Annotated in this window: 15 protein-coding genes; 11 read left to right on the forward strand and 4 right to left on the reverse strand. The window is 71.9% G+C overall.

From position 1 onward, the window contains the following. The first annotated feature begins 92 nt into the window (after window positions 1–92). The 3 genes from POL25_RS22095 (at window position 93) to POL25_RS22105 (ending at window position 4,175) form a co-directional block, all read left to right on the forward strand. Window positions 93–1,070: an endonuclease/exonuclease/phosphatase family protein gene (locus POL25_RS22095; RefSeq protein WP_272088116.1), complete on the forward strand. Its 978-nt coding sequence runs from the start codon at window positions 93–95 to the stop codon at window positions 1,068–1,070. A gap of 125 nt (window positions 1,071–1,195) precedes the next feature. Next, window positions 1,196–2,866, forward strand: a complete 1,671-nt coding sequence (locus POL25_RS22100) for a leucine-rich repeat domain-containing protein (protein ID WP_272088117.1) — start codon at window positions 1,196–1,198, stop codon at window positions 2,864–2,866. A 313-nt stretch (window positions 2,867–3,179) separates the two neighbouring features. Further along, window positions 3,180–4,175, forward strand: coding sequence for a tyrosine recombinase XerC (locus tag POL25_RS22105; protein ID WP_272088118.1), 996 nt, complete (start codon window positions 3,180–3,182; stop codon window positions 4,173–4,175). A gap of 234 nt (window positions 4,176–4,409) precedes the next feature. On the opposite strand, the gene POL25_RS22110 is transcribed toward POL25_RS22105, so the two are convergent. Then, complete coding sequence (locus tag POL25_RS22110; protein WP_272088119.1) at window positions 4,410–5,522, reverse strand: M23 family metallopeptidase; 1,113 nt, start codon at window positions 5,520–5,522, stop codon at window positions 4,410–4,412. Between the two features lie 177 nt (window positions 5,523–5,699). Here POL25_RS22110 and POL25_RS22115 point away from each other — a divergent pair, with 177 nt between their 5' ends. The 8 genes from POL25_RS22115 (at window position 5,700) to POL25_RS22150 (ending at window position 15,872) form a co-directional block, all read left to right on the forward strand. After that, complete coding sequence (locus tag POL25_RS22115; RefSeq protein WP_272088120.1) at window positions 5,700–6,215, forward strand: J domain-containing protein; 516 nt, start codon at window positions 5,700–5,702, stop codon at window positions 6,213–6,215. A gap of 71 nt (window positions 6,216–6,286) precedes the next feature. Next, complete coding sequence (dnaK, locus tag POL25_RS22120; protein ID WP_272088121.1) at window positions 6,287–8,128, forward strand: molecular chaperone DnaK; 1,842 nt, start codon at window positions 6,287–6,289, stop codon at window positions 8,126–8,128. Window positions 8,129–8,794: 666 nt separating this feature from the next. Then, entirely contained in the window at window positions 8,795–9,601 is an 807-nt protein-coding gene (locus POL25_RS22125) for a dihydroorotate dehydrogenase electron transfer subunit (protein ID WP_272088122.1), read from the forward strand. Then, on the forward strand, window positions 9,598–10,569 hold the full coding sequence (locus tag POL25_RS22130; protein WP_272088123.1) for a dihydroorotate dehydrogenase: 972 nt from the start codon (window positions 9,598–9,600) through the stop codon (window positions 10,567–10,569). Before POL25_RS22125 ends, POL25_RS22130 begins: the two co-directional genes overlap by 4 nt. A gap of 390 nt (window positions 10,570–10,959) precedes the next feature. Next, a complete protein-coding gene (gene asd, locus POL25_RS22135; RefSeq protein WP_272088124.1) occupies window positions 10,960–11,841 on the forward strand; it encodes an archaetidylserine decarboxylase in 882 nt (293 codons plus the stop codon). Beyond that, window positions 11,838–13,550 carry a class I SAM-dependent methyltransferase gene (locus tag POL25_RS22140; protein ID WP_272088125.1) on the forward strand — a complete coding sequence of 571 codons (1,713 nt, stop codon included), beginning with the start codon at window positions 11,838–11,840 and terminating at the stop codon, window positions 13,548–13,550. The genes asd and POL25_RS22140 overlap by 4 nt, the downstream gene beginning before the upstream one ends. Before the next feature lie 527 nt (window positions 13,551–14,077). Continuing rightward, the gene (locus POL25_RS22145) at window positions 14,078–15,433 is read left to right on the forward strand and encodes a sigma-70 family RNA polymerase sigma factor (protein ID WP_272088126.1); all 1,356 of its coding nucleotides are present in this window, start codon (window positions 14,078–14,080) and stop codon (window positions 15,431–15,433) included. 52 nt (window positions 15,434–15,485) lie between these two features. Beyond that, window positions 15,486–15,872 (forward strand): IPT/TIG domain-containing protein, encoded by a 387-nt coding sequence (locus tag POL25_RS22150; RefSeq protein WP_272088127.1) that lies wholly within the window; start codon window positions 15,486–15,488, stop codon window positions 15,870–15,872. A 168-nt stretch (window positions 15,873–16,040) separates the two neighbouring features. Here the strand turns inward: POL25_RS22150 and POL25_RS44460 are convergent, their stop codons facing one another. Genes POL25_RS44460 through POL25_RS22165 form a run of 3 tightly spaced genes read right to left on the reverse strand, consistent with a single transcriptional unit; the run spans window position 16,041 to window position 21,853 of the window. After that, window positions 16,041–17,132: an FHA domain-containing protein gene (locus POL25_RS44460; RefSeq protein WP_272088128.1), complete on the reverse strand. Its 1,092-nt coding sequence runs from the start codon at window positions 17,130–17,132 to the stop codon at window positions 16,041–16,043. Window positions 17,133–17,183: 51 nt separating this feature from the next. Then, complete coding sequence (locus POL25_RS22160; protein WP_272088129.1) at window positions 17,184–18,212, reverse strand: FHA domain-containing protein; 1,029 nt, start codon at window positions 18,210–18,212, stop codon at window positions 17,184–17,186. A 35-nt stretch (window positions 18,213–18,247) separates the two neighbouring features. Further along, entirely contained in the window at window positions 18,248–21,853 is a 3,606-nt protein-coding gene (locus POL25_RS22165; RefSeq protein WP_272088130.1) for a tetratricopeptide repeat protein, read from the reverse strand. Window positions 21,854–21,955: the final 102 nt, after the last annotated feature.

Below are 21,955 nucleotides of genomic sequence, written 5' to 3' on the forward strand. Positions count from 1 at the left end.
GTTCCGGGGCGCGGCCTGAGCGTGCGGGTTCGCAAGCGTCACCCGCATCCGAGGACTCAACGCGCGCGCCCGTCCGCGGCAAGCTCGCCTTCATGCCTCTCGTGCGCCTCCGCCTGAGCGTGCTCGCCCTCGCGGCGACCTCGCTCGCCTGTCCCGCGCTGGTCCCCGACGCCCAGGACAGCGACGACGGCGGGGCCTCCGACAGCTCGTCCTCGGAGCCGGCGCCGCCCGACCTGCCGCCGCCGGGCCCGCAGGACGTCGTCGTCGCCACCTTCAACGTGCACCGCTTCTTCGACACGAAGTGCGACAGCGCCACGTGCGGCAACGGGGCCTACGAAGAGGTCTACTCGCAGGCCGAGTTCACCTACCGCGCCGACCAACTCGCCGACGCCATCGACGAGATGCAGGCCGACATCGTGATGCTGCAAGAGGTCGAGAGTCAGGCCTGCATCGACGCGCTGGTCGATCGCCTGCCGCAGTTCGAGACCGCGTTCATCGGCGAGACCGGCTTCGTCGCGTCGATCGACACCGCGATCCTCTCGCGCCTGCCGCTCATCGAGATCCGCAGCCACGGCAAGGCCCCGATCCCGCTGCCCGGCGGCGGCTCGACCCACTTCGCCCGCGACTACCTCGAGGCCCACCTCGACGCCGGCGGCCGGCGCCTGATCGCCTTTGTCGCCCACTTCAAGTCGAAGAACGACGACGACCCCGATCGCCGCCTGGCCGAGGCGAACGCCGCCCGCGACCTCATCGACCTCGCCGCCGACAACTACCCCGACGCGCTCGTGCTCATGGGCGGCGATCTCAACGACGTGCCCCAGTCGGAGCCGCTGCAGGCGATCGAGGCCGGCGGCGGCACCGTGCGCGTCGCCGAGGAGCTCGGCGACGACGACTGGACGTACGTCTACGACGGCGACACGCGCGCCATCGACCACCTCTACCTGTCGACCCGCAGCGGCGGCGGCAGCTTCGTCAAGGGCAGCGCCCGCGTCCTCCGCGGCGCCGGCACCGACGGCTGGGGCGGCTCGGACCACGCGGCCGTGCGCGGCACCTTCCGCGTCGGTGGCTGACGGCCGCGGCGCTTCCATCGCCCCGCGTCGCTTCCATCGCCCCGCGTCGCTCCGAGCGCCCCGCGTCGCAGGCGGACCCCACGGCGCCGGCGCGCGGCTGTGATACCGTGAGTCCGAGTCTCGGCATGCGCTCCTCGCCGCTCTTCCCGCTGCTCGCCGCGCTCGCGCTGCCGGTCGCGTGCGCGCGCGAGGAGTTCGCGCCGGAGCGATCGGTCGTGTGCGAGGGCGCGGTCGAGGTCCCCGATCCGGCCCTGCGCGCGCTGCTCCTCGACATCCTCGACGATCCCGAGGCGAACGACAGCACCACCGGCGAGCCCGTCCTCACGGCCGCGTCGCTGGCCACGCTCACCGGGCTACAGGCCGCCGAGCGCGGGATCGTCGACCTGCAGGGCCTCGAGTGCGCCGTCAACCTCCGCACCCTCGGCCTCGCGCGCAACGAGATCGTCGACATCCGCCCGCTCACCTGGTTGGGCGAGCTGCGGGAGGTCGAGCTGTCGGAGAACCCGATCGCCGGCCACGACCCGCTGGCGCGCCTCGTCAAGCTCGAGAAGCTCGTGCTCGGCGGCGCCGGCGTGAAGTCGATCGCCTTTGTCGCCGGCATGACCGCGCTGCGCCACCTCGACGTCGCCCGCGGCGAGGTCGGCGACATCGGCCCGCTCGCCGGCCTCGGCCGGATCGAGTCGCTCGTCCTCTCCGACAATCAGATCGCGGACATCGGCCCGCTCGCCGGCCTGCACGAGTTGTTCGCGCTCTCGCTCGACGGCAACGCGATCGCCGACATCGGTCCGCTCGCTGCGCTGGCGCGGCTCGAGTACCTCGACATCGACGAGAACGCGATCGACTCGCTGGCCCCGCTGGCCGGCCTCACCCGCATGCGCCGGATCGAGGCCAACGCCAACGCGATCACCGACACCCGCGGCCTCGCCGGCAAGCCCGACCTCGTCGAGCTCGGGCTCGAGAAGAACCAGATCGCCGCGCTCGCCGATCTCAGCGGACTCACCGGCCTCGTCACCCTCGACCTCGACGAGAACCTGCTCACCAGCCTCGATGGCCTCGAGGTCCTGGTGGAGCTGCGCAACCTGACCGCCCGGATCAACGCCATCGCCGACATCAGCGCCGTCGTCGGGCTCACCGACCTGCGGCGCCTCGACCTGCGCGACAACCCCGGCCTCGTCGACCTCACGCCGGTCGCGGGCTTGCAGTACCTCGACTACCTCGGCCTCGGCGGGCAGGGCGTCGCCCCCGACCTCGCGCCGCTGACCGGCCTCCCGCTGCTGCGCCAGCTCGACGTCATCGACGGCGCCACCACCGAGTACGGCGTGCTCACCAGCTTGCCCGCGCTCCGGGTCCTGCGGCTGCTCAACGCCCCGCTCGACGTCGCCGACCTCGAGGCCATCGCCGGCGCCACCGCGCTCACCACCCTCGACATCTCCGGCGCGCCGGTGACCGACCTCGGCCCGCTCGCGCCGCTCACCGGCCTCGTCGACTTCTCCGCCAGCGGCACCCGGATCAACGCCCTGGGCCCCGTCACCGACTGGCTCGAGCTCGATTTCCTCCGCGTCGCCCGCACCCCGCTGAAGAGCCTCGCCGGCGTCGAGACCGTGCTCGGCGTCGACCAGATCGACATCAGCGACACTGAGGTCGACGACATCTCGCTGCTGCTCGGGCTCAAGGCGTTCCGCAAGAACGACCGCCTCGACGCCCGTGGCAGCCGGCTCGACGACGGCGACTGCGACGACATCCGCGCCCTCCGCGAGCGCGGCGTCAACGTCCTCGCCGACCCGACGTGCGAGTGAGCGCGCGCGGTGCCTGCCTCGAAGACGGCCTGGAGCGAGGTCGGCACGACCGTCATCGACGCGGACCAAACCCGCCGGCACGAGGCGAGCAGCCGGCGTGCTCGTGATCAGCGCCGAAGCACCTGCGGCACGACGCGAGCTGAAGACGCGCTCTTAGCGAGGTCGGTCAGCCGTGATCAGCGCCGAAGAACCTGCCGATCCGACGGGGGCCGAAGCCGCGCCAGCGAGACCGGCCAGACCGTGATCGTCGCCGTCGAACCCGCCGCCGCGACGCAAATTTCGTGACCCGGCGGGCCCGCGCTACACCTCGGGCATGCGCGACGCCGTCGAGCGCTTCCTCGAGCACCTGCGGGACGAGCGGCGGCTCTCGCCGCACACCCTCCGCGCCTACCGCGGCGACCTCCTCGATTTCCTCGACCGCTTCGAGGCTCGCCGCGGGCGCCCGGCCGAGCTCGCCGACCTGGGCGTGCGCGAGGTCCGGGCCGACCTCGCCGAGCGCTTCAGCGAGCAGGCCGCAAGCACCTCCGCGCGCAAGCTCTCCACCTTGCGCAGCTTCGCCGAGTTCCTGCGCAGGCGCGGCGAGCTGCCCGACAACGAGGCCGCGCTGGTGCGTCGGCCCAAGCTGCCGCAGCGCCTGCCGGTCGCTCTCCCGGTCGAGGATCTCACCGACATGATCGATGGTCCTGGCCACGCCGACGGCGTGCTCGGCCTGCGCGACCGCGCGATCCTCGAGATCCTCTACGGCGCCGGCCTGCGCGTCGGCGAGTGCGTCGCCCTCGACCTCGAGCACCTGCGCTGGGACAGCGACGCGCTGACCCTGCGGGTCGTCGGTGGCAAGGGCAACAAGGACCGCGAGGTCCCGCTCGGGGCGCCTGGCGCCGCCGCGGTGCGGGCCTGGCTCGGCGTCCGCGAGAAGATGCTGCCGCCGGGTCAGCCCCTGTCCGAGAGCACAGGTTCGAAGCGCGGCGCCGCCAGGGGCGAGCGGGCGCTGTTCCTCGGCCGCCGCGGCCAGCGGCTCGGCGATCGCAGCGTGCGGGCCCTCGTCTACCGCCGCTGCGAGGCCACCGGCGCGCGCGCCCGGGTCGGCCCGCACGGCCTGCGCCACAGCTTCGCCACCCACCTGCTCGAGGGCGGCTGCGACCTGCGCAGCATCCAGGCCATGCTCGGCCACGCCAGCCTCAGCACCACCCAGCGCTACACCCACCTCGACCTCGGCCGGATCGTCGACGTCTACGAGCGCGCCCACCCGCGCGCCCGGGCGGCCGCCCCCGCGCAGCCGGCCGAAGCCCGTCCGCGCCGGCGCGCCTGAGCGGCCGCGCGGGGTGCAGGGCGCTGCGTGGGCGCGAACGAGGCGAGCGAGCGGAGCAGGGCGCTGCGTGGGGCGCGACCGAGGCGAGCGCAGCAAGGCGCGCCGCCGCGTACTCTACAAAATGTCCTCGAAGACATGCTCATGAGGGCATGTCCTCACGAGCATGTTCGATCGTTCATGTCCTTTCGAGCATGCTCTTTCAGGCACGCCCCGGCGCCCGCCGCCAGTCGCGCCTCACAGCGTCGCGTCGAGCAGCACCTCGGCCGTGCCGCGCTGCTTGCGTTCGATGCGGTCGGTCGCGGTGCGGCGCACGCGGTCGTTGCGGACCGGCATCTCGCGCTCGTACCAGGCCCCGTCGATGTACACGTCCACGAACGGCGCGGGCAGCCCGAGCTCGCCCTGCGGCGAAGTCGTCTTGGTGGCCACGTGGAAGTGGATGTGCGGCCCGCTGCTGTGGCCCGAGTTGCCGACCTTGCCGAGCTCCTGGCCGAGCTCGACCTTGTCGCCGACCTTCACCTTCACCGTGCCCGGGATCATGTGCCACAGCGACGACGCCTCGCCGAAGCCGTGGTCGATCACCACCCCGTTGCCGCCGCCCTCGCCGGTCGCCCCGGGGCCGTTCTCGGCCACGTCGTTGACGGCGCGCATCACCGTCCCGGCGGCCGGCGCCAGCACCGGGTAGCCGTAGCAGTACGAGGCCTTGTTGCCGCTGCCGCCGACCGGCTTGCTGCGCCCGCCCTTCATCACGACCATGTCGTAGGCGAACCGCTGGCCGCGGTGATTGTGGTGGTAGTTCGTCATGCGCCGCGGGCCGCCGTGCACGACGGTCCACTCGCCGGTGCTCACGAAATGCAGCCGCGTCACCGTCGAGTAGCGGCGCGCCGGGCCGGCGATCTGCTCGAACGCCAGGTGCTCGCGGACCAGCAGGCGGTCGAGCGCGCGGTCGGGCGTGACGGCGAACTGGAACAGCACCAGCCGCACCTTGCGATCGGGCGCGCCGGCCTTGCCGCGGGCGTAGACCACCAGCCCCGAGTACCAGGTCAGGTCGCCCTCCTTGTGGACCTTCTCTTCGAGGATGCCGATCGGCTGGCCGTAGCGGGTGCGCAGGCGTTCACCGGTCGCCGCCAGCTCGGGCGGGCGGACCACCGTCTTGAGGCTGGGAGACATCCACGCGTGCAGCTCCGACACGCGGCCGAGGAGCAGCCCGTTGATCAGGCGATCCGCCTCCGGCATCAGCTCGGAGGTCGGCTTCAGCGACGCCTGGTTGGGGGCGCGCAAGTCCTTGGGCTTGCAGCCGAGCCCGGCGGCCAGCGACAGCGCGACGACGAGGACCCGCAGCGGGTGCATGCCGGCGCCATCCTAGCCGTTCTCTCGCATCCTTCACCGGGGCGTCCGCGCGCGCACGCCGACTCGCGCGCGCACGCGGGAGCGGCGTGGGGTCCGCGGATCGGGCGCGATTTCGTGACGATCTTCACCTTGTTCGGCGCGCGGACGCGAGCGTCCGGGGGTACGCTCGTTTTCGCCATGCGCCCCGCCACCGTCGTCGCCTCGCCGCTCGATGGCCCGTACAGCCCCGCGCTGCTCGGTCTTTCGGCCGCCACGTCGTCGCCGTGGAGCGCCGGCGAACCGGTCGCCCGGTGGCTCGCCGCGTGTCGCTGCGTCGCCGGGCGCTGGAGCGTGCGGCTCGAGCTGCGCGGCTCCCCGCGCGTCAGCGACGATCTCGACCTCGCGCGCGACGAGCAGGACCGCTTGCTCGGATTGTGGGGGCAGGGCGACCAGATCGGCCACTTCGAGCGGCTGGGCCTCGCCCCGACCGGCGACGACGCCGCGATCCGCCGCGCCTGGCTCGAGACCTGTCGTCAGCTGCACCCGGACCGTTACTACGGCAAACGGCTCGGGGCGTTCGCGGCGATCCTCGCCGAGCTCTTCGATCGCGCGCGAGCCTCTGCCGAGCTCCTCGGCGACCCGCGGCGTCGGGCCCGCTACCTGGCGGAGCTCGAAGCTGTTGTGCGCGACGAGGCCGACACCAAAGCGCTCTGACCATGTGTTTCTACACACGATTTTTTGCGCGGCAGCTCACGCCCCGAGCGTGGTAGGTCTGCGACCTCGTCATGGCCGAGCACGTCGTCGGGATCGACCTGGGGACCACCAACACCTGCGTCGCGATCGTCGAGCAAGGTGTCCCGAAGGTCATCCCCAACAAGGGCGGGTACCGCACCACGCCGTCGATGGTCGCGCTGTCGGAGAGCGGCCGGCGGCTGGTCGGTCACCTGGCCAAGCGTCAGGTGCTGACGAACCCGCAGAACACCATCTACGCGGCCAAGCGCCTGATCGGCCGCAAGTGGAACTCGACCGCCGGCCGCACGGTCGCGCAGACCTGCCCGTACACCATCTCTGAGGGCCCGCACGGCGACATTCGCCTCAAGATCCGCGATCAGGTCTACAGCGTCCCCGAGATCAGCGCCTTCATCCTGCAGGAGATGAAGATGATCGCCGAGGCCCACCTCGGCGTCGCGGTCGACAAGGCCGTCATCACCGTCCCGGCCTACTTCAACGACAACCAGCGCCAGGCCACCAAGGACGCCGGGCGGATCGCCGGCCTCGAGGTCATCCGCATCATCAACGAGCCGACCGCGGCCGCGCTGGCCTACGGGTTCGGCAAAAACCTCGAGCGCAAGGTCGCGGTGTACGACCTCGGCGGCGGCACCTTCGATGTCTCGATCCTCGCCATCGGCCACGGCGTCTTCGAGGTCATCTCGACCGCCGGTGACACCTTCCTCGGCGGCGAGAACTTCGACCTGCGGGTCATGCAGTACCTCATCGAGACCTTCGAGGAGGACACCGGCGTCAACCTGCGCGAGGATCGCATGGCGATGCAGCGGCTCAAGGACGCGGCGGAGAAGGCCCGCTGCGACCTGTCGAGCGCGCGCGAGGTGATCGTCGACCTGCCGTTTTTGCACACCAGCCCGAGCGGCAAGGTGTTCCACCTGCAGGAGCCGCTGACGCAGCAGCAGATCGAGGACCTCACCGAGGACCTGGTCGACCAGACCATCAAGATCTGCGAGCGCACGCTCGCCAGCGCCGGCGTCGATCGCAAGCAGCTCGACGACGTCGTGCTGGTCGGCGGCATGACCCGCATGCCGCTGGTCCAGCGCCGCGTCGCCGAGTTCTTCGCCATCGAGCCGTGCAAGGGCGTCAACCCCGACGAGGTCGTGGCCCTCGGCGCCGCCATCCAGGCCGCCGCGCTGGTCGACGAGCAGCACGACCTGCTGCTGCTCGACGTCACCCCGCACAGCCTCGGGATCATGATCGTCGGCGGCTATTTCCACCGCCTCATCGAGCAGAACACCACCATCCCGACCCGCGCCGGCCACGTCTTCACGACGGTGCGCGACAACCAGACGTCGGTGAAGATCCTGGTGCTGCAGGGCGAGAGCGAGAAGGCCGCCGAGAACGAGCTGCTCGGCGAGTTCATCCTCAGCGGCCTGCGCCGGGCCCCGCGCGGCCAGGTCGAGGTCGAGGTGACGTTCTCGATCTCCGTCGACGGCATCGTCAGCGTCGCCGCCAAGGACCTCGAGACCGGCCGCGAGCAGTGCATCACCGTCACCGCCACCAGCGGCCTGACCGAGGACGAGCTCAAGGAGCTGGTCAAGCAGTCGCAGGCCTACATGATCGAGCTGCGCGCGTCGGAGGAGCTCGAGCGCCGGCGCCAGCAGTGCGAGAAGCTGATCGACAGCATCCGCGAGCTGCTGCCGCAGGTGCAGGACGCCATGTCCGGGACCCGCTTCGGCCGCGACGCCATCGCCAAGGCCGAGGCCGTCGTCCGCCGCGCCGAGGGCGAGCTGGCCCGCGCCGACGCCCGCGCCCTCGGCGACACGCTCGAGAGCCTGGACCGCACGGTCAGCATGTTCCGCAACGTGGCCCACAAGCGCTCGGAAGCGGCGCAGCGCTGAAGCGAAGCGCGTCGCCGCGCGCAGTGCAGCATGCGCAAGAGCGGCGAGTCGCCGATGGCGCAGCGCCGACGCAGCATGTGCCGACACAGCCTATGCAGATGAGCGGCGCGCAGCATGATGGTGCCCGAGCGGCGTCGAAGCAGGATGTGCGTACGAGCGGCGTAGAGTCGATGCGCAGCATGTTCGTGCCCGAGCGACGCTTGGCTGATGCGAAGCGATTCCTTGTCAGCGACGCCCCGCGCTGACGTGCAGCATGTTCGTGCACGAGTGTTGCCGATGCACGCAGCGTGATGACCAGAATGTTCGATGGGACATGTCCTTCATGACATGTCGAGAATGTTGAGGCTGTGCTGACCGCGCGCGCGGCCGCGTGACTGAAGTAGCGCCTCTCCGTCTCACCGCAGGCGCTGCATGCACCTCTGAACATGTCCTTCAGGACACCTTCACAGCGCCCGCGCGCTATGAACTCGCCGCGACGGCGGCGCCGCAGCGGTCGGCGCCGGGAGCGATCGCGGGCCGGGGCTCATGCCACGGCGCGCGTGATCGAACCCGCGGACCGGCAAGACGAGCAGGCCTTGCGAATGCGGCCTCCTGCGTGCGGCTCCGCGCGCAAGGTCACGCTCCGCGCGCTTGTCTGGGGCGCGGGGCTGGCCTATTTCGCCCGCGATGACCGCTGCTCAGTTCGAGGTGCGCGTCGAGGCCAACCGTCGCCTCTCGGGCGGCTACTTCTTGCTCGAGCTCGCCGCCGCGGCGCCGACGCCGATGGCCGACGCGGTCCCGGGGCAGTTCGTGATGCTGCGCGGCGAGTGGGGCAGGGAGCTGCTCAACCCGCGGGCCTTCTCGATCCTCGACGTGCCCGATCCGACGCGCTTCTCGATCCTCGCCAAGGTCTACGGCGAGGGCACGCGGCGGCTCAAGCGGGTCGAGCCCGGCGACCGCCTCGTCACCACCGGTCCGCTCGGGGCCGCGTTCCCGCGCCCGGGCGGACCGACGCGCGACCTGCTGGTCGCCGGCGGCGTCGGTCTGCCGCCGCTCCACTTCTACGCGCGCATGGCCCATCGAGCAGGTCTCTCGGGACATGTCGAAATGTTCTACGGCGGCCGCGACCGCGACGACCTGGTGCTGCTCGACGACCTCGAGGCGTGGGGCGTCCCCACCAACCTGGCCACCGAGGACGGCAGCGCCGGCGTGCGCGGCTACGTGACCGCCGCCCTCGGGCCGCGCCTCGACGCCGCCGCGCGCACGGGCGAGGCGGTGCGGGTGCTCGCGTGCGGGCCGACGCCGATGCTGGCCGCGGTCCGCCGCCTGGTGCTCGAGCGCGGGGTGCAGGCGTTCCTCTGCCTCGAGGAGAACATGGCCTGCGGCTTCGGCGTGTGCCTCGGCTGCGCCGTGCCGGTCTACGGCGCCAAACCTTACCGCTACTGCTGCACCGACGGCCCGGTGTTCGACGCTCGCGAGGTGCGCTGGCCATGACCGAAGGCATCGACCTCACCACTTCGTGCGGCCCGATCGCGCTGCGCACCCCGATCCTCGCGGCCTCGGGCTGCTTCGCCTACGGCCAGCAGTTCGCCGCCTTCACCGACCTGCGCGCGCTCGGCGGGATCTCGACCAAGGGCATCTCGCCGCTGCCGCGCTTCGGCAACCCGCTGCCGCGGATCTGCGAGACAACCGGCGGGATGCTCAACTCGATCGGGCTCGAGAACGTCGGCGTCGAGTCGTTCCTGCGGGACAAGCTGCCGTTTCTGCGCGACCTCGGCGTGTCGGTGTGGGTCAACTTCTTCGGCGTCGACTTCGAGACCTACGTCGACTGCGCGCGCCAGTTGAGCGCGGGGCAGGGCATCGACGCGCTCGAGATGAACATCTCGTGCCCCAACATCAAGAAGGGCGGCATCGAGTTCGGCACCGTCCCCGAGGTCGCGCACCGGCTCACCCGCGCCGTGGTCGAGGCCTCGAGCGTCCCGATCATCGTCAAGCTGAGCCCGAACGTCAGCGACATCGTCGCCATGGCCGACGCGGTGCAGAAGGCCGGCGCCGCGGGCGTGTCGCTGATCAACACGATTACCGGCATGGCGATCGACGTGCGCACGCGCCGGCCGAAGATCGCCACCACCTACGGCGGCCTCTCGGGCCCCGCGATCAAGCCGATCGCCCTGCGCATGGTCCATCAAGTCGCGCGCGCGCTGCCAGATCTCCCGATCTGCGGCATGGGCGGGATCCTCAGCGGCGAGGACGCGCTCGAGTTCCTGATGGCCGGTGCGCGCTGCGTGCAGGTCGGCACCGCCAACTTCGCCGAGCCCGGCGCGTGCGTGCGCATCACCGAGGAGCTCGGCGCCCTGCTGCGCACGCTCAAGTTCCCGTCGGCGCGCGCGGCGATCGGCTGCCTCGAGCCGCACGCGGCCGAGCCCGAGCACCTGGCCGAGTCGCCGTGGTGCTCGAGCTAGACGCCGCGCCCTGACCGCGCGGCTCGCCCGCGCAGGAGGTCGCCCGGCTCGCTGGCGTCGGCCTTCGCGCTCGCAGGGGGAGCGACTCACGCCGCCGCCGCGGCTGGTCGACGCCCGTGCGAGTGGGCTCTCGTTCTCTTGCAGCCTCGTCATGCAGCACATGGGGCGGGGAGAGCGAGCCTGGTCTTTGGGTCAGGCGATGCAGCGCCGCCGGCGCGCCGCCAGTGTGCGTCCCCCGGCGATGTAGGTGTCGCGTGATTGTTCGGTGCGGAGCGGTGTCTTCCTCGCGGTCCTGCCGCGGCCACGGGCGCGCGCGTCCACGCGCGAGGGCGGGGGACCGCGCCGCCGCTTGCGGCCAAAACCCGGCCTCGGATACGCTGCCGGTCGCCGATGACGGATCGTGAAATTCCCTGGCGGGCTCGCCTCGCGGCCGCAGTCCTCGACGTTTCACCCGATTGGGGTGCGAGCGCTGCCAGCAAGGCTCTAGGCGCGGCCGCTCGTGCTCGTCTGCCGCGCCCGCTGAGCCGCGCGTTCGTCTCTGCCTATGTCCGCTTCTTCGGCGTCGACCTCGAGGATGTCGAACCGCGCTCGGTGCAGGACGGCTACGACAGCTTCAACGCCTTCTTCACCCGCCGCCTGCGACCGGGCGCGCGGCCGGTCGACGCGCGGCGCGACGTCCTGAGCGCCCCGTGCGACGGCTTGCTCCGCGGCATCGCGCCGATCGAGCGCGACACCGCGGTGGTCGCCAAGGGTCACCAGTACACGCTGGGCGAGCTGCTCGCTGACGACGCGCTCGCCGAGTCGTTCCTCGGCGGCCTGGCCTCCACCATCTATTTGCATCCGCGCGACTACCACCGCGTGCACACGCCGTGCGACGGCACTGCGCAGCGCGTGATCGCGGTGCCGGGCCGGCTGCTCCCGGTCACTGCCGCCGCGCTCGAGCGGGCGCCGCGGCTGTTCGCCCTCAACGAGCGGCTGATCCACGTGCTCGACACCTCGTTCGGGACGATCGCCGTGGTGATGATCGCCGCCTTCGGCGTTGGCCACATGAGCTGCGCCTATCGCCACATCGCGCCGCATCCGCGCGAGATCCAGCGCGTCGAATGCGAACCGCCGGTGCGCCTGCGCAAGGGCGACGAGCTCGGCGTGTTCCACCTCGGCAGCACCGTCGTGGTGTTGACCCAGGCCGGCGTCGGCCCGCTCGCGCCGACCGACGAGCCCACCGTCGTGCGCATGGGCCAGCCCCTCTTGCAGCGAGGCGACGTCGCATGACTTGGCAGGTATCACCCGAGGAGTGGCTGCTCGACTTCACGATCATTCCGCGCGGCCTCGCGCGCGGCAACGACTCGCTCGATGTGATCGACGATCGCCTGCGGACCATGCTGACGCCCCCGGGTCCACCGGCGGGGATCATCATCCCGACGATCACCGCGCCCACGCGTCCCGCGAAGTCCGCCACGGGGCCGCTCCCCTCGGCCTCCGCGAAGCAGCCCACCGGCCCCAAACCCGTCGCTGCGCCGCTCTCGGAGCCTGCCGCGGGCAGCGGCCTCAGCATCGAGCTGCGGCCGGTCGGCCCGGCGGCGCCGAGCCCGACCCCGCCCGAGAAGGGTGCGAGCGTGGTCATCCCGTCGCTCACCCGGCCGGGAGGCGCGCTCGTCGACGATGACGACGACGACGCGATGGCGCTCGAGCGCCTCGTGCCCGCCGGCGCCGAGCCCAGCCCGCGTGACGACGACGTCGATGACGTGATGTCGGCGGTGGCCTCCTCTGCGTCGCTCCTGCCAGTCGGCGCCGAGGCCGAGGCCGAGCCGGACGTGGACGAAGAGGATCCCGAGGAGGAGATCCAAGCGGCTGAGCCCGACGCCGCCGAGGCTGAGGACGACGCCGAGATCGAGGACGACGAAGAGATCGAGGTCCAGGAAGAGGTCGTCGAGGCGCGACCCGCGCCCGTCGTCGAAAAGCCCGTGCCGCCCCCACGTCAGCTGACCGGCCCAGTCCCGGCCGCCGAAAAGCTGGGCCCGCCGCGCCCTCCCGCTGGGGCATCGCCAGCAGCGTCCGAAAAGTCGGGGCCGCCGCGGCCACCGCCGACGCCGGAAAAGGCCGGGCCGCCGCGACCGCCGCCGACCGCCGCCGAGAAGCCGGTCGCCCCGCCGCGCCCGCCGCCCGAAAAGGCGCCCCCGTCGAAGCCGACGTCGTCCACCGCGCCCCGCAGCGACGGCCGCAAGCGCCGCAACTGGCACGAAGAGGTCTTCGGCGACCACTACGCCGCGATCTTGCCGGTCGACGCCGACGCCAGCGCCGAGATCGACGCCGCGTTCGTGCAGAAGTCGCTCGATCTGGCGAACGGCCAGACCCTCCTCGACGTCGGCTGCGGCGACGGCCGCCACGCCACCGCTTTCGCCGCCCTGGGGCTCGATGTCACGGGCCTCGACAACTCGATGCCGCAGCTGCTGCGGGCGGCGCGGCGCAACGAGGCCAGCCGCTTCAACTTCGACATCCTGCACGGCGACATGCGTAACCTGCCGCGCGACCGCACGTACGACGCGGTCACCTGCCTGGGCAGCAGCTTCGGCTACTTCGAGAGCGACGAGCAGAACCGGCAGTGCCTACAGGACATGGTCGAAGTGCTCAAGCCGGGCGGCAAGCTCGCGCTGCAGCTCTTCAACCGCGACTACCTCATGGGGGTCCTGCCGTGTCGGTCGTGGTGGCAGGGCCGGGGCTGCCTGGTGCTCGACGTTGCAGACATGCAATTTTCCACCGGGCGCGTGCGGATCCACCGGACGGTCGTCTTCGAGGACGGCCGTCAGTTCGAGCACCACATCTCGATCCGCGCCTACTCCGCACACACGCTGGCGAAGATGCTGCCGACGATGGGGGCCCGCGTGATCGAGCTGTCGGGCAGTCGTGACACTCGCGGCCGCTTCTATGGCGGCGCCTCGCCCGAGATCTGGATCTTCGCCCAGCGTCGCGACGACGTCTGATCGCCGTCCGAACGTCGCGCAGGGCTAGCTTGCTCGCGCGACAGCGATGTCAGAGGGAATGACAGCGGTGTCTCGCGGGTTTCGAACCCGTGACCCCGCGTCGTGCCTGTGGAGGAAGATCACGAGCGCTGTGGCCGCGATGCCCTGGACGGGGCGGCGGTCCGTACCCAGTTTGGGTCAAGTCCGCGGAACGAGCCTCTGTTGCGTCGTCAAGGCTCTTGCGTGCGGTTCCATGTGAGACAAAGCGTCCGAGAAGCACCTACATCTGCGCAGGTCTACGGACGCAGAGGGTGATGAAACTTCCACCTCGGACTTGCGTAGGACCTTGAAGCAGAAGGCCCCGAAACGGTGCCTAACAAGAGGTCCTCCAGTGATCCTGGCCGAGCCTGGCGACACTACCATCGCAGGCCCGAATCACGCGAAGCCGTTTCTATCCGCCGTACACGACTATTCCGCGCTTTCCGCGACGCGAATTCCCGCCCCTTGGCTTGGCCCGAAACTAGCACCCCAACCGAACGAGGTCGATCATGGCACGCCGCAAAGTCACCCGTGGAGCCCCCCCCAAGCTCGCTCGCGCCCGTCCGCGCACTTCGCTGGCCGCGGCCAACCCGCGCTCGGTGACCCCTGCCGTGACCCCGGCCCGTCCCCGCGCCGAGCGCGCGCCTGGCAGCGAAGCCGCCGCCAACGATGAGTCGCCGAATTTTCTGGGCGTTTACTTCCGCGAGATGGCCGGCCTCGGCGTCATGAGCCCCGAGGAGGAGCTGACCGTCGCCACGCGGATCGCCGATCTGCGCCGCGCCTACTGGGCCGCGATGCTCGCCTATCCGCCCTTCGTCGAGCCGATCGCCGCTTTGATCGAGGCGCGCTTCACCGAAGAGGACGTCCCAAGGAGCGAACTCGACGCTCTGCGGACCAGCGCCCGCAATCTCCGTGATCGCGAGACCCGGGCGACCCGCACCGCTTTCGAGGCTGCTTGCCACACGCTGGTCGAGCGCGCGACCGAGGTCGACCTCGACGGCGTCGTCTCCGATCTCGTGTACGTCGACCTCGAGGGTCTCGAGGCCGGTCGCCGCGAGGGCCTCAACATGCAGGTCAACCCGCCGCGTCAGGGCAGCCGTCCGTTCGAGCTCTACGTGCAGCGCGTCAAGCAGGCCGGCGAGCTGCTGCGCATCGCCAAGAACGCGTTCGTCAAGGCCAACCTCCGCCTGGTCGTGTCCATCGCGCGCCGCTTCAACCACGGCCGCATGCCGCTCCAGGACCTGATCCAGGAGGGCAACATCGGCCTGATGAAGGCGGTCGATCGGTTCGACCATCGCAAGGGCTTCCGCTTCTCGACCTACGGGTCGTGGTGGATCCGCCACGCGATCAGCCGCGCCATCGCCGACAAGGGCCGCGAGGTCCGTCTGCCGGTGCACATGATCGACGCGCACCACAAGCTGTCGCGCGCGCGCCGTGAGTTCGAGATCCTGCACGGCCGCGAGCCGCAGATCGAGGAGCTGGCCAAGCACACCGGCCTCGCGTCGGAGAAGATCGAGCGCATGGGCACCGTGATCTTCGACCAGGCGATCAGCCTCGATCGCCCGGTCTCCGACGACGACGGCCGCCGCGTGGTCGACTTCCTCGAGGACGACGAGGCGGCGGCGCCGGGCGAGAACCTCGAGGCCGAGGCGCTCAGCGAGCAGGTCCGCGAAGTCATCACCCAGCTGCGTCCGATCGAGGCCGACATCCTGCGCAAGCGCTTCGGTCTCGACGACTCGGGCGACGAGCTCACGCTCAAGGAGATCGGCGAGCAGTACTCGCTGTCGCGCGAGCGCATCCGTCAGCTACAAGAGCAGGCGCTCGGCAAGATCCGCCGCGAGCTCAAGCGACGCGAAGTGGTGTGAAGCCCTGAGCCCTCGCGGCTCGCGCCGGCGCGCCTGGTGGTATGTTCCCACCATGCGCGCCGGTCTTCGCTTTCTCGTCCTCACGTCCGTCGCCCTCGCGTGCGGCCGGGCGACCGAGATGCGCGTCGAGCCAGCGAACGGCGAGAGTGACGGCGGCCAGACGGTCCGCCTGGTCGGCTCCGATTTCCTCGGCCACGGCCCCGCGGTCGTCTACCTCGGGATGCGTTCGGCCCGCGCGGTGGTCCTCGAGGACGATCATCACATCTCGCTGAAGACGCCGGAGGCCGAAGGATTCGGCGCCGTCGATGTGCGAGTCGAGTTCGCCGACGGCACCTCACACACGCTGCCGCAGGCGTTCACGTACCGCCAAGTCGAGGGCAAGCCGCTGCGGCCGGTCCTCTTCAAGCCGGGCACCGCGCCCGTGCCGACCGCGAAGTGAGAGCTCGGCGCTGGCGAGCTCGTCCTCGTCAAGCCGGGTGCCGCGCCCGTGCCGACCGCAGTGTGAGAGCTCGGCGCTGGCGACGAGTGAGCTCGTCTCGGGCCCTCACGCGAGGACAAGGCGAGGGCAGGCCGCTGCGGCCGACCCTCTTCAAGCCGGGCGCACTGCTCAGCTCTCGCGCACGTGGAACAGCTGCTGGCCGATGAGCAGCAGGCTGCCGAACGGGACGCACTGGCCGCTGCGCACGCGCAGGTAGGTGCCGTTGGACGAGCCGCGGTCCTCGAGGAACACGCCGTCGTCGTCGCCGCCGACCCGGCAGTGGGTGCTCGAGACGTAGCCGTCGGTCGGGAAGGTGAGGTCGCCTCGCTCGCGGCCGACGATGAACTCGTTGCCGACGATCGGCACGGCCTCGCACGCGCGACCACCATCGACGATGACGCTGATCCGACCCCAGTAGCCCGGATTGGGGCTGCCCATGCGCTCGGTGCCGTCGGCCAGCGCTTCGGCTTCGGGCAGGTCCTCGTAGTAAAGGAGCTCCTGGCCGACGCGGAAGGTGTCGCCGTGCTGCAGCTCGATGCGCCCCTCGATCTTGCGGTAGACACCGTTGACCGGGCTGAGATCGTCGACACGCACGCCATCGGCCTCGACCGAGAAGGCGCAGTGCTTGGGGTTGAGATAGAAGTCCTGATCGAACGGCGCGCCGGAGTCACGACCGAAGGGGATCGGGCCGTCCTCGAGGTCGATGGTGCCGCCGTCGCTGCCGTCCTCGCGCAGCAAGTGGAGGCACGCGCGCAGCTTGGGCTTCGACGACGACGCCGCGGCGGGCCGAGCCGTGACGGGCGGGGGCGTGACAGCCGCGGGCGGCGGTGTCGTGGGGGCGGCGTTCAGCCGGTTGCCGCAGCGCCCGCAGAACAAGAACCCCGGCGGATTGACCATGCCGCACGCGTTGCAACCGTTCGACGCGGCCTCGACCGGCGCGCTGGCGGCGGGGCTCGGCGGGGTGACGGCGGGCGGAGCGGCGAGGGGCGGTGTAACGACGGGCGGCGGGGCCTTGGCGATCGGCGGCTTCGGCGGATCGATCACGGTGCCGCTCGACGAAGTCGGCGACGCGACGGGCGGGGTGATCTGCGTGCCCGCAGGCGTATGATTCGAGCGCGGCGGCACCGACGCGGGCGCGCCTCCGGGCAGGCGCGCGCCACACCCGAGGCAGAACTTGTAGTGGTCCTGATTCTCCTTGCCGCAGTTCGGACAGATGATCACAACAGAGGCCCCTTCTTCAGGCCGCGACGGGCCGTGAAGCGAAGTGTTCGCTTACGAGATCTCGACGCGCAGCAGCTGCTGGCCGATGAAGATGTAGTCGCCGTGGAACAGCTCGACGGCGCCCTTGATCCGCACGAAGGTGCCGTTGCGCGAGCCGGTGTCGGTCAAGATGATGTGGTGCGAGTCGGACGCCGAATCGAGGCGCGCGTGGCGGCCCGAGATGAAGCGGTCCTGCGGGAAGTTCATGTGGTTGGCTTCGCGCCCGAGCGTCAGCGTGGTGGCCTGGGCCGAGACGATGCGACCCTCGCCGCCGCCCGCGAGCAGCTGGACGACGCGGAAGCGCGCGTCGGGCCGCGGGCTGGTGTAGCTGTAGGTGTGGTTGGCGTCGGGGCCGGGCTCGTTGAAGGGCGCGCTGTCGAGGCGGAGTAGCTGCTCGCCGACGAGGAAGCAGTCGCCGTGATCGAGCGGCACCGGCGACTTGATCCGCACGAACACGCCGTTGATGCTGCCGAGATCCTTGGCGAACAGGCGGTTGCCCTGGACGCTGAAGAGGGCGTGCTCGGGGCTGAGGAAGAAATCCTCGTTGAAGCGGATTTCGCCGGTGCTGCGACCTACGACATGGTTGGTGGCGCTGAGGTGATAGGTGACGCCGTCGCCGCCTTCACCCTTGATGACCACCAGCCGCGGCACGACGTGCTGCTGCTGCAGAGCGCCGAAGAACATGGTCTTGGCGGCGGGCTTGCCCTGCGACGCCTCGAGCGGGGCGCCGGTGACGGCGTTGAAGCGCGGCTGGGCGGCAGGGGGCGCGGCGGTGACCGGCTGAACGCTGGAGATCACCGTGGAGGGCGGCTTCACCGGGCTGCTCTGCGACGTCGCGGCCGGGGAGGGCAGCGGGACGGTGGCCGGCGAGGACGCGGCCGCGTTCGCCTGGGTGATCGGACGCGCAGCCGCGCCGAGACCCAGCAGCACCGCCGACGGCGGGATCGGTTGCGGCGCGAGGACGCCAGCGCACCGGTCGCAGACTACGGCGCGCAACTGGTTGAGGTGGCCACACACCGAACAGGCAAGGCCCAGTTCCATGACCCGGGGATCCTCATCCGCGCGTGGCCTCGTTGTCAACGCGAGTCGGCCGCGCGAGGCGCCGGCACCGGCTCGCGGATCAGGGGGCGCAGGTCGAGGCATTCGCGCTCGCCGCTGGCGGCGCACGGGCGGCGCAGGCGGTCCTGGGACCACGCCTCGGCGCGCGTGCCCGCAGCCGCGGCCGCGAGCGCCTGCTGCAGCGCAGCGGTATGGGGCCTCAGGACCGAGGCGGGCAGGGCCTCGATCGGCGGCGCGATCGCCTGGGCGAGCCAGCGATCGATGGCGATCTCCCAGCTCCCGGCGCGTAATGGCGGAAGCGGCGGCAGCTCGACGCGCGCGGACGACGGGGCCAGCAAACGCCCGAGCGCGGCGCCGGCGGCGTCCCGCGGCAATCCGCGCGGACCGACGTAGCGCCCGAGCAGGGTGGCGATCGCGTCGTCGCGCGCGGCCTCGCGACGGAGCTGTCCGAAGCGCCAGGCCGCGATCGCGGCGACCACGGGATCGCTGGCGTTCAGGTCGGCGCCGACGCGCGCGAGCTGGTCGTCGCCGGTCAGGGCCGCGCGGGCGAACGCGCAGACCCGTCGCGCCTGCTGGCTGCTTGCGGCGGCCGCCAGACGGGCGACGCGGTCGCGGTCGGCGAGGTCGCCTCCGCGCGCCAGCGAGGCGCAGGCGAGCGCGATCATCAATCCCTCGTGCTCCGGCGCGGCGAAGCGACGCAGCTCGGTGGCGGCCGCGGGGGCGCTGCTGCGGGCCAGGGCCCAGGCGGCGGCGTACCAGCTCTCGCGCGAGGCGTCGCCGGTGCGCAGCAGGTCGGCGAACACCGATACGGCCTCGGGCTCGTCGAGGGCGCCCGCGGCCTGAATGGCGGCCGCGCGGGCCTGTTCGAACGCCGTGCGGACGGTGCGGGTGGCGTCGCGTGGCGGGGTCAGCTGCGCGCCCATGCGCGCGAGCGGCAGCGCGGTCTGGGGCAGGGCGAGGCGGCCGAGGTGCTCGGCGGCGCGGAGGCGACCGGTGACCGGGCCGCGCGCGAGCGCCTCGACCAGCGAGCGCCGCAGCGCGCCGGTCCGCGCGGTCCGCTCGGGCTCGTCGCCGCTGGCGAGCCACGTCTTGATCGCGGAGGTACTGGCCCGATCGAGGGCGTCGAGCAGCAGCGCGCGGCCCTCGTCGGCGCTTGGATCGCGCCGCGCCCGGGCGAGCGCGAGATCGAGGATCGGCGCGATCGCGCCGCGCGTCTCCGCGAGGTCGAGGGCGCGTCGCCCGGCCTGCTCGACGACCTCGGGCGCGCCGCCCTGCTCCACGATCGCGCGCAGCATCGCCTCGGCGCGCTCGGGCCTGCCGCGCGCGAGCTCGAGCTCCGCCAGTCGCAGGCGCGCCGGGGCGTTGGACGGATCGCGCTGCAGCAACCCCTCGTAGAGCTTGGAGGCCTGCTCGGGCTCGCCGCGGCGCTCGTAGAGCTCGCCGATACGGATCAGCACCCGGGCGCTGTCGGCCTTGTCGAGCTCGACATGCGCGGCGGCCAGCAGCACGCGCTCGATGTCCCCCGACTCGAAGGCCACCTCGGCGAGCTCGGCCAGGACGTCGGCGCTGCGCTTGGGGTCGAGCGTCATCATCCGCTCGAGCGCGTCCATCGCCGCATCGCCGCGGCCGGCGCGACGCAGGGCCAGGGCCAGCTCGGCGAGCCGCTCCGGATCCTGAGCCCGCAGGCGCACCAGCTTCTCGTGCACCGCGACCGCCTTGGCGTACTTCTCCTCGCGTGTGTAGATCTCGGCCAGCAGCAGACCTGCCTCGAAGGCCAGGTCGGTGTCCTTGCCGTCGAGGTCGAGCAGGGCCTGCTTCTCGATCGCCTGGCGACGGCTGGTGAACTGCGACAGCGTGCCGCCGACCAGGATGTCGACGATCCGCGTGCGCGCCTCGTCGTGGAGGATCCGGTGCTCGGGCGCGCGGGTCAGCTCGAACACTTGCTGCCAGGTGGTGAGCGCCTGGTGGGGCAGGCGATCGTCGGTCTCGAGGATCGCGCGCAGGCGCAGGTACTTGGGATCGCGCGGCGCGGCGGCCAGGGCCTTCTGCAGCGACAACACGGCCTCGGGCCGGCGGTGCTCGGCGAGGATCTCGGCGTGGCGGGCCCAGCCGGCGTGCCCCGGACGCACGAGCCCCGGCAGCAGCGCCCACTCCTTCATGGCTTCGGGCTCGCGGTTCATCTGGAACAGCTGCTCACCGAGAGCCACGCGCGCGTCGGGGTCGCGCGGTCGGGCGCGGACCAGCCGCTGCGCCACCGCGAGCGCGCGATCGGGTTCGTCCTGCAAATTGTAGAAGTCGAGCAGCCGCAGCAGCGCGTCGCCCTGGGTGCTGGCGGCGGCCTCGAGCTCGGCGGCGACCTTGAGCCCTTGCTCGCGCTTGCCGGTGCCGATGAGCCGCGCCGCCAGCTCGAGCCCCAGCTGCAGGCGCTCGGGGCTCTTGGGCCCGAGCTTGGCGAACTCGGCCAGCGCCGCCTCGGCCTCGCCACCTGACTCGAGGGACATGACCAAAGCAGCACGTGCTTCCGGGTCGTCGGGATCGGCCGCGAGCGCGCGGCGCCAGGCGTCGACCGGATCGGCCCCGCCCGCCGCCTGTGCGCGGGCCAGGGCGCGCCAGCCGGCGCCGTCGCGGGCCTGCTCGGCGCGGCCGAGGAACCGCTCGATCCGCGCCGGCGCATCGCCGCTGGCCTGACGCGCACCTGCCTCCAAGACCAGGTCCCACGCCGACGCACGCTCGGGGCTGCCGACCCGCGTCGCCTCCACCTGCGCCCACGCGAGCTCGCTCGCCCCCGCGGCGTCACCGTTCGACAGCCGCGTGCGGGCCCACTCCTCGCGCGCGCTCAGTTGATCGGCGCCGCGGAGGCCCGCCACCGCCTTGGCGTAGGCGGCCTCGGCGGGCGCGGATTGACCGGCGCGGGCGGCCGCGCGGGCGAGTCGGAGCTGGGCCGCGCCGTTGCTCGGATCGCGGGCCAGCGCCTGGGCCAGCCGCAGCGCCTCGGGTCCGAGGCCGTTGCGATCGGCGATGTCGAGCGCTTGCAGGCGCAGCGCGTCGTCATTGTTCGCCTGGGCCGCGGCCTCGAGCGCGGTCACGGCTCCGCGGGCGTCGCCGGCGGCTTGCAGCGCCTCGACGCGCAGCTTGAACACGCGGGCGCGCAGGCTGCCGGCTCGTGGTTCGACCTCGACGAGGCGGGCCGCAGCGCCGCGCGGATCGCCGAGGCCGAGCTTGGCCCGCGCGTCGAGGATCCCCAGGGACAGGTCACCTGGCGTTCGGGACAGCCCGGCCTCGATGCGTTTGGCCAGGCCGGCCTTGCCGAGCACCGCTTCGAGCGCGCGCCACTGGGCCTGATCGAACGGCTGTTTGCGCAGCTTGTCGAACCGCTGCTGCACCAGCGCGGGGTCGGCGGCGCTGCGCTCGACGCTCCAGTCGTCCTCCGCGGGGGCTGCCTGAGCCGATGGCGCAGCGAACAGGGCGAGAGCGAGCGGGATCCATCCGTAAAGCGCGTGAGCCCCAGCACGCGGACGAGCCGTTCGCGAGCGCGGCGCGAGGCGAGGCCGGAGGACCATTGCAGCGAGCCTAGCAGGTTTGCCGGCGGCGTCGCGGGCGAACCCGGCCGAGCTCCCGCGCACGGCGAGACGGGCGCATCGACGTGCGACGCGCGGCGCGGCGGACCGGACCGGTCGGGCGCGAACGGGCGCGCGCCGGGTGGGTCTTGACCACAATTTCGTGCA

Source organism: Nannocystis bainbridge (assembly GCF_028368995.1).
Classification (GTDB): domain Bacteria; phylum Myxococcota_A; class Polyangia; order Nannocystales; family Nannocystaceae; genus Nannocystis; species Nannocystis bainbridge.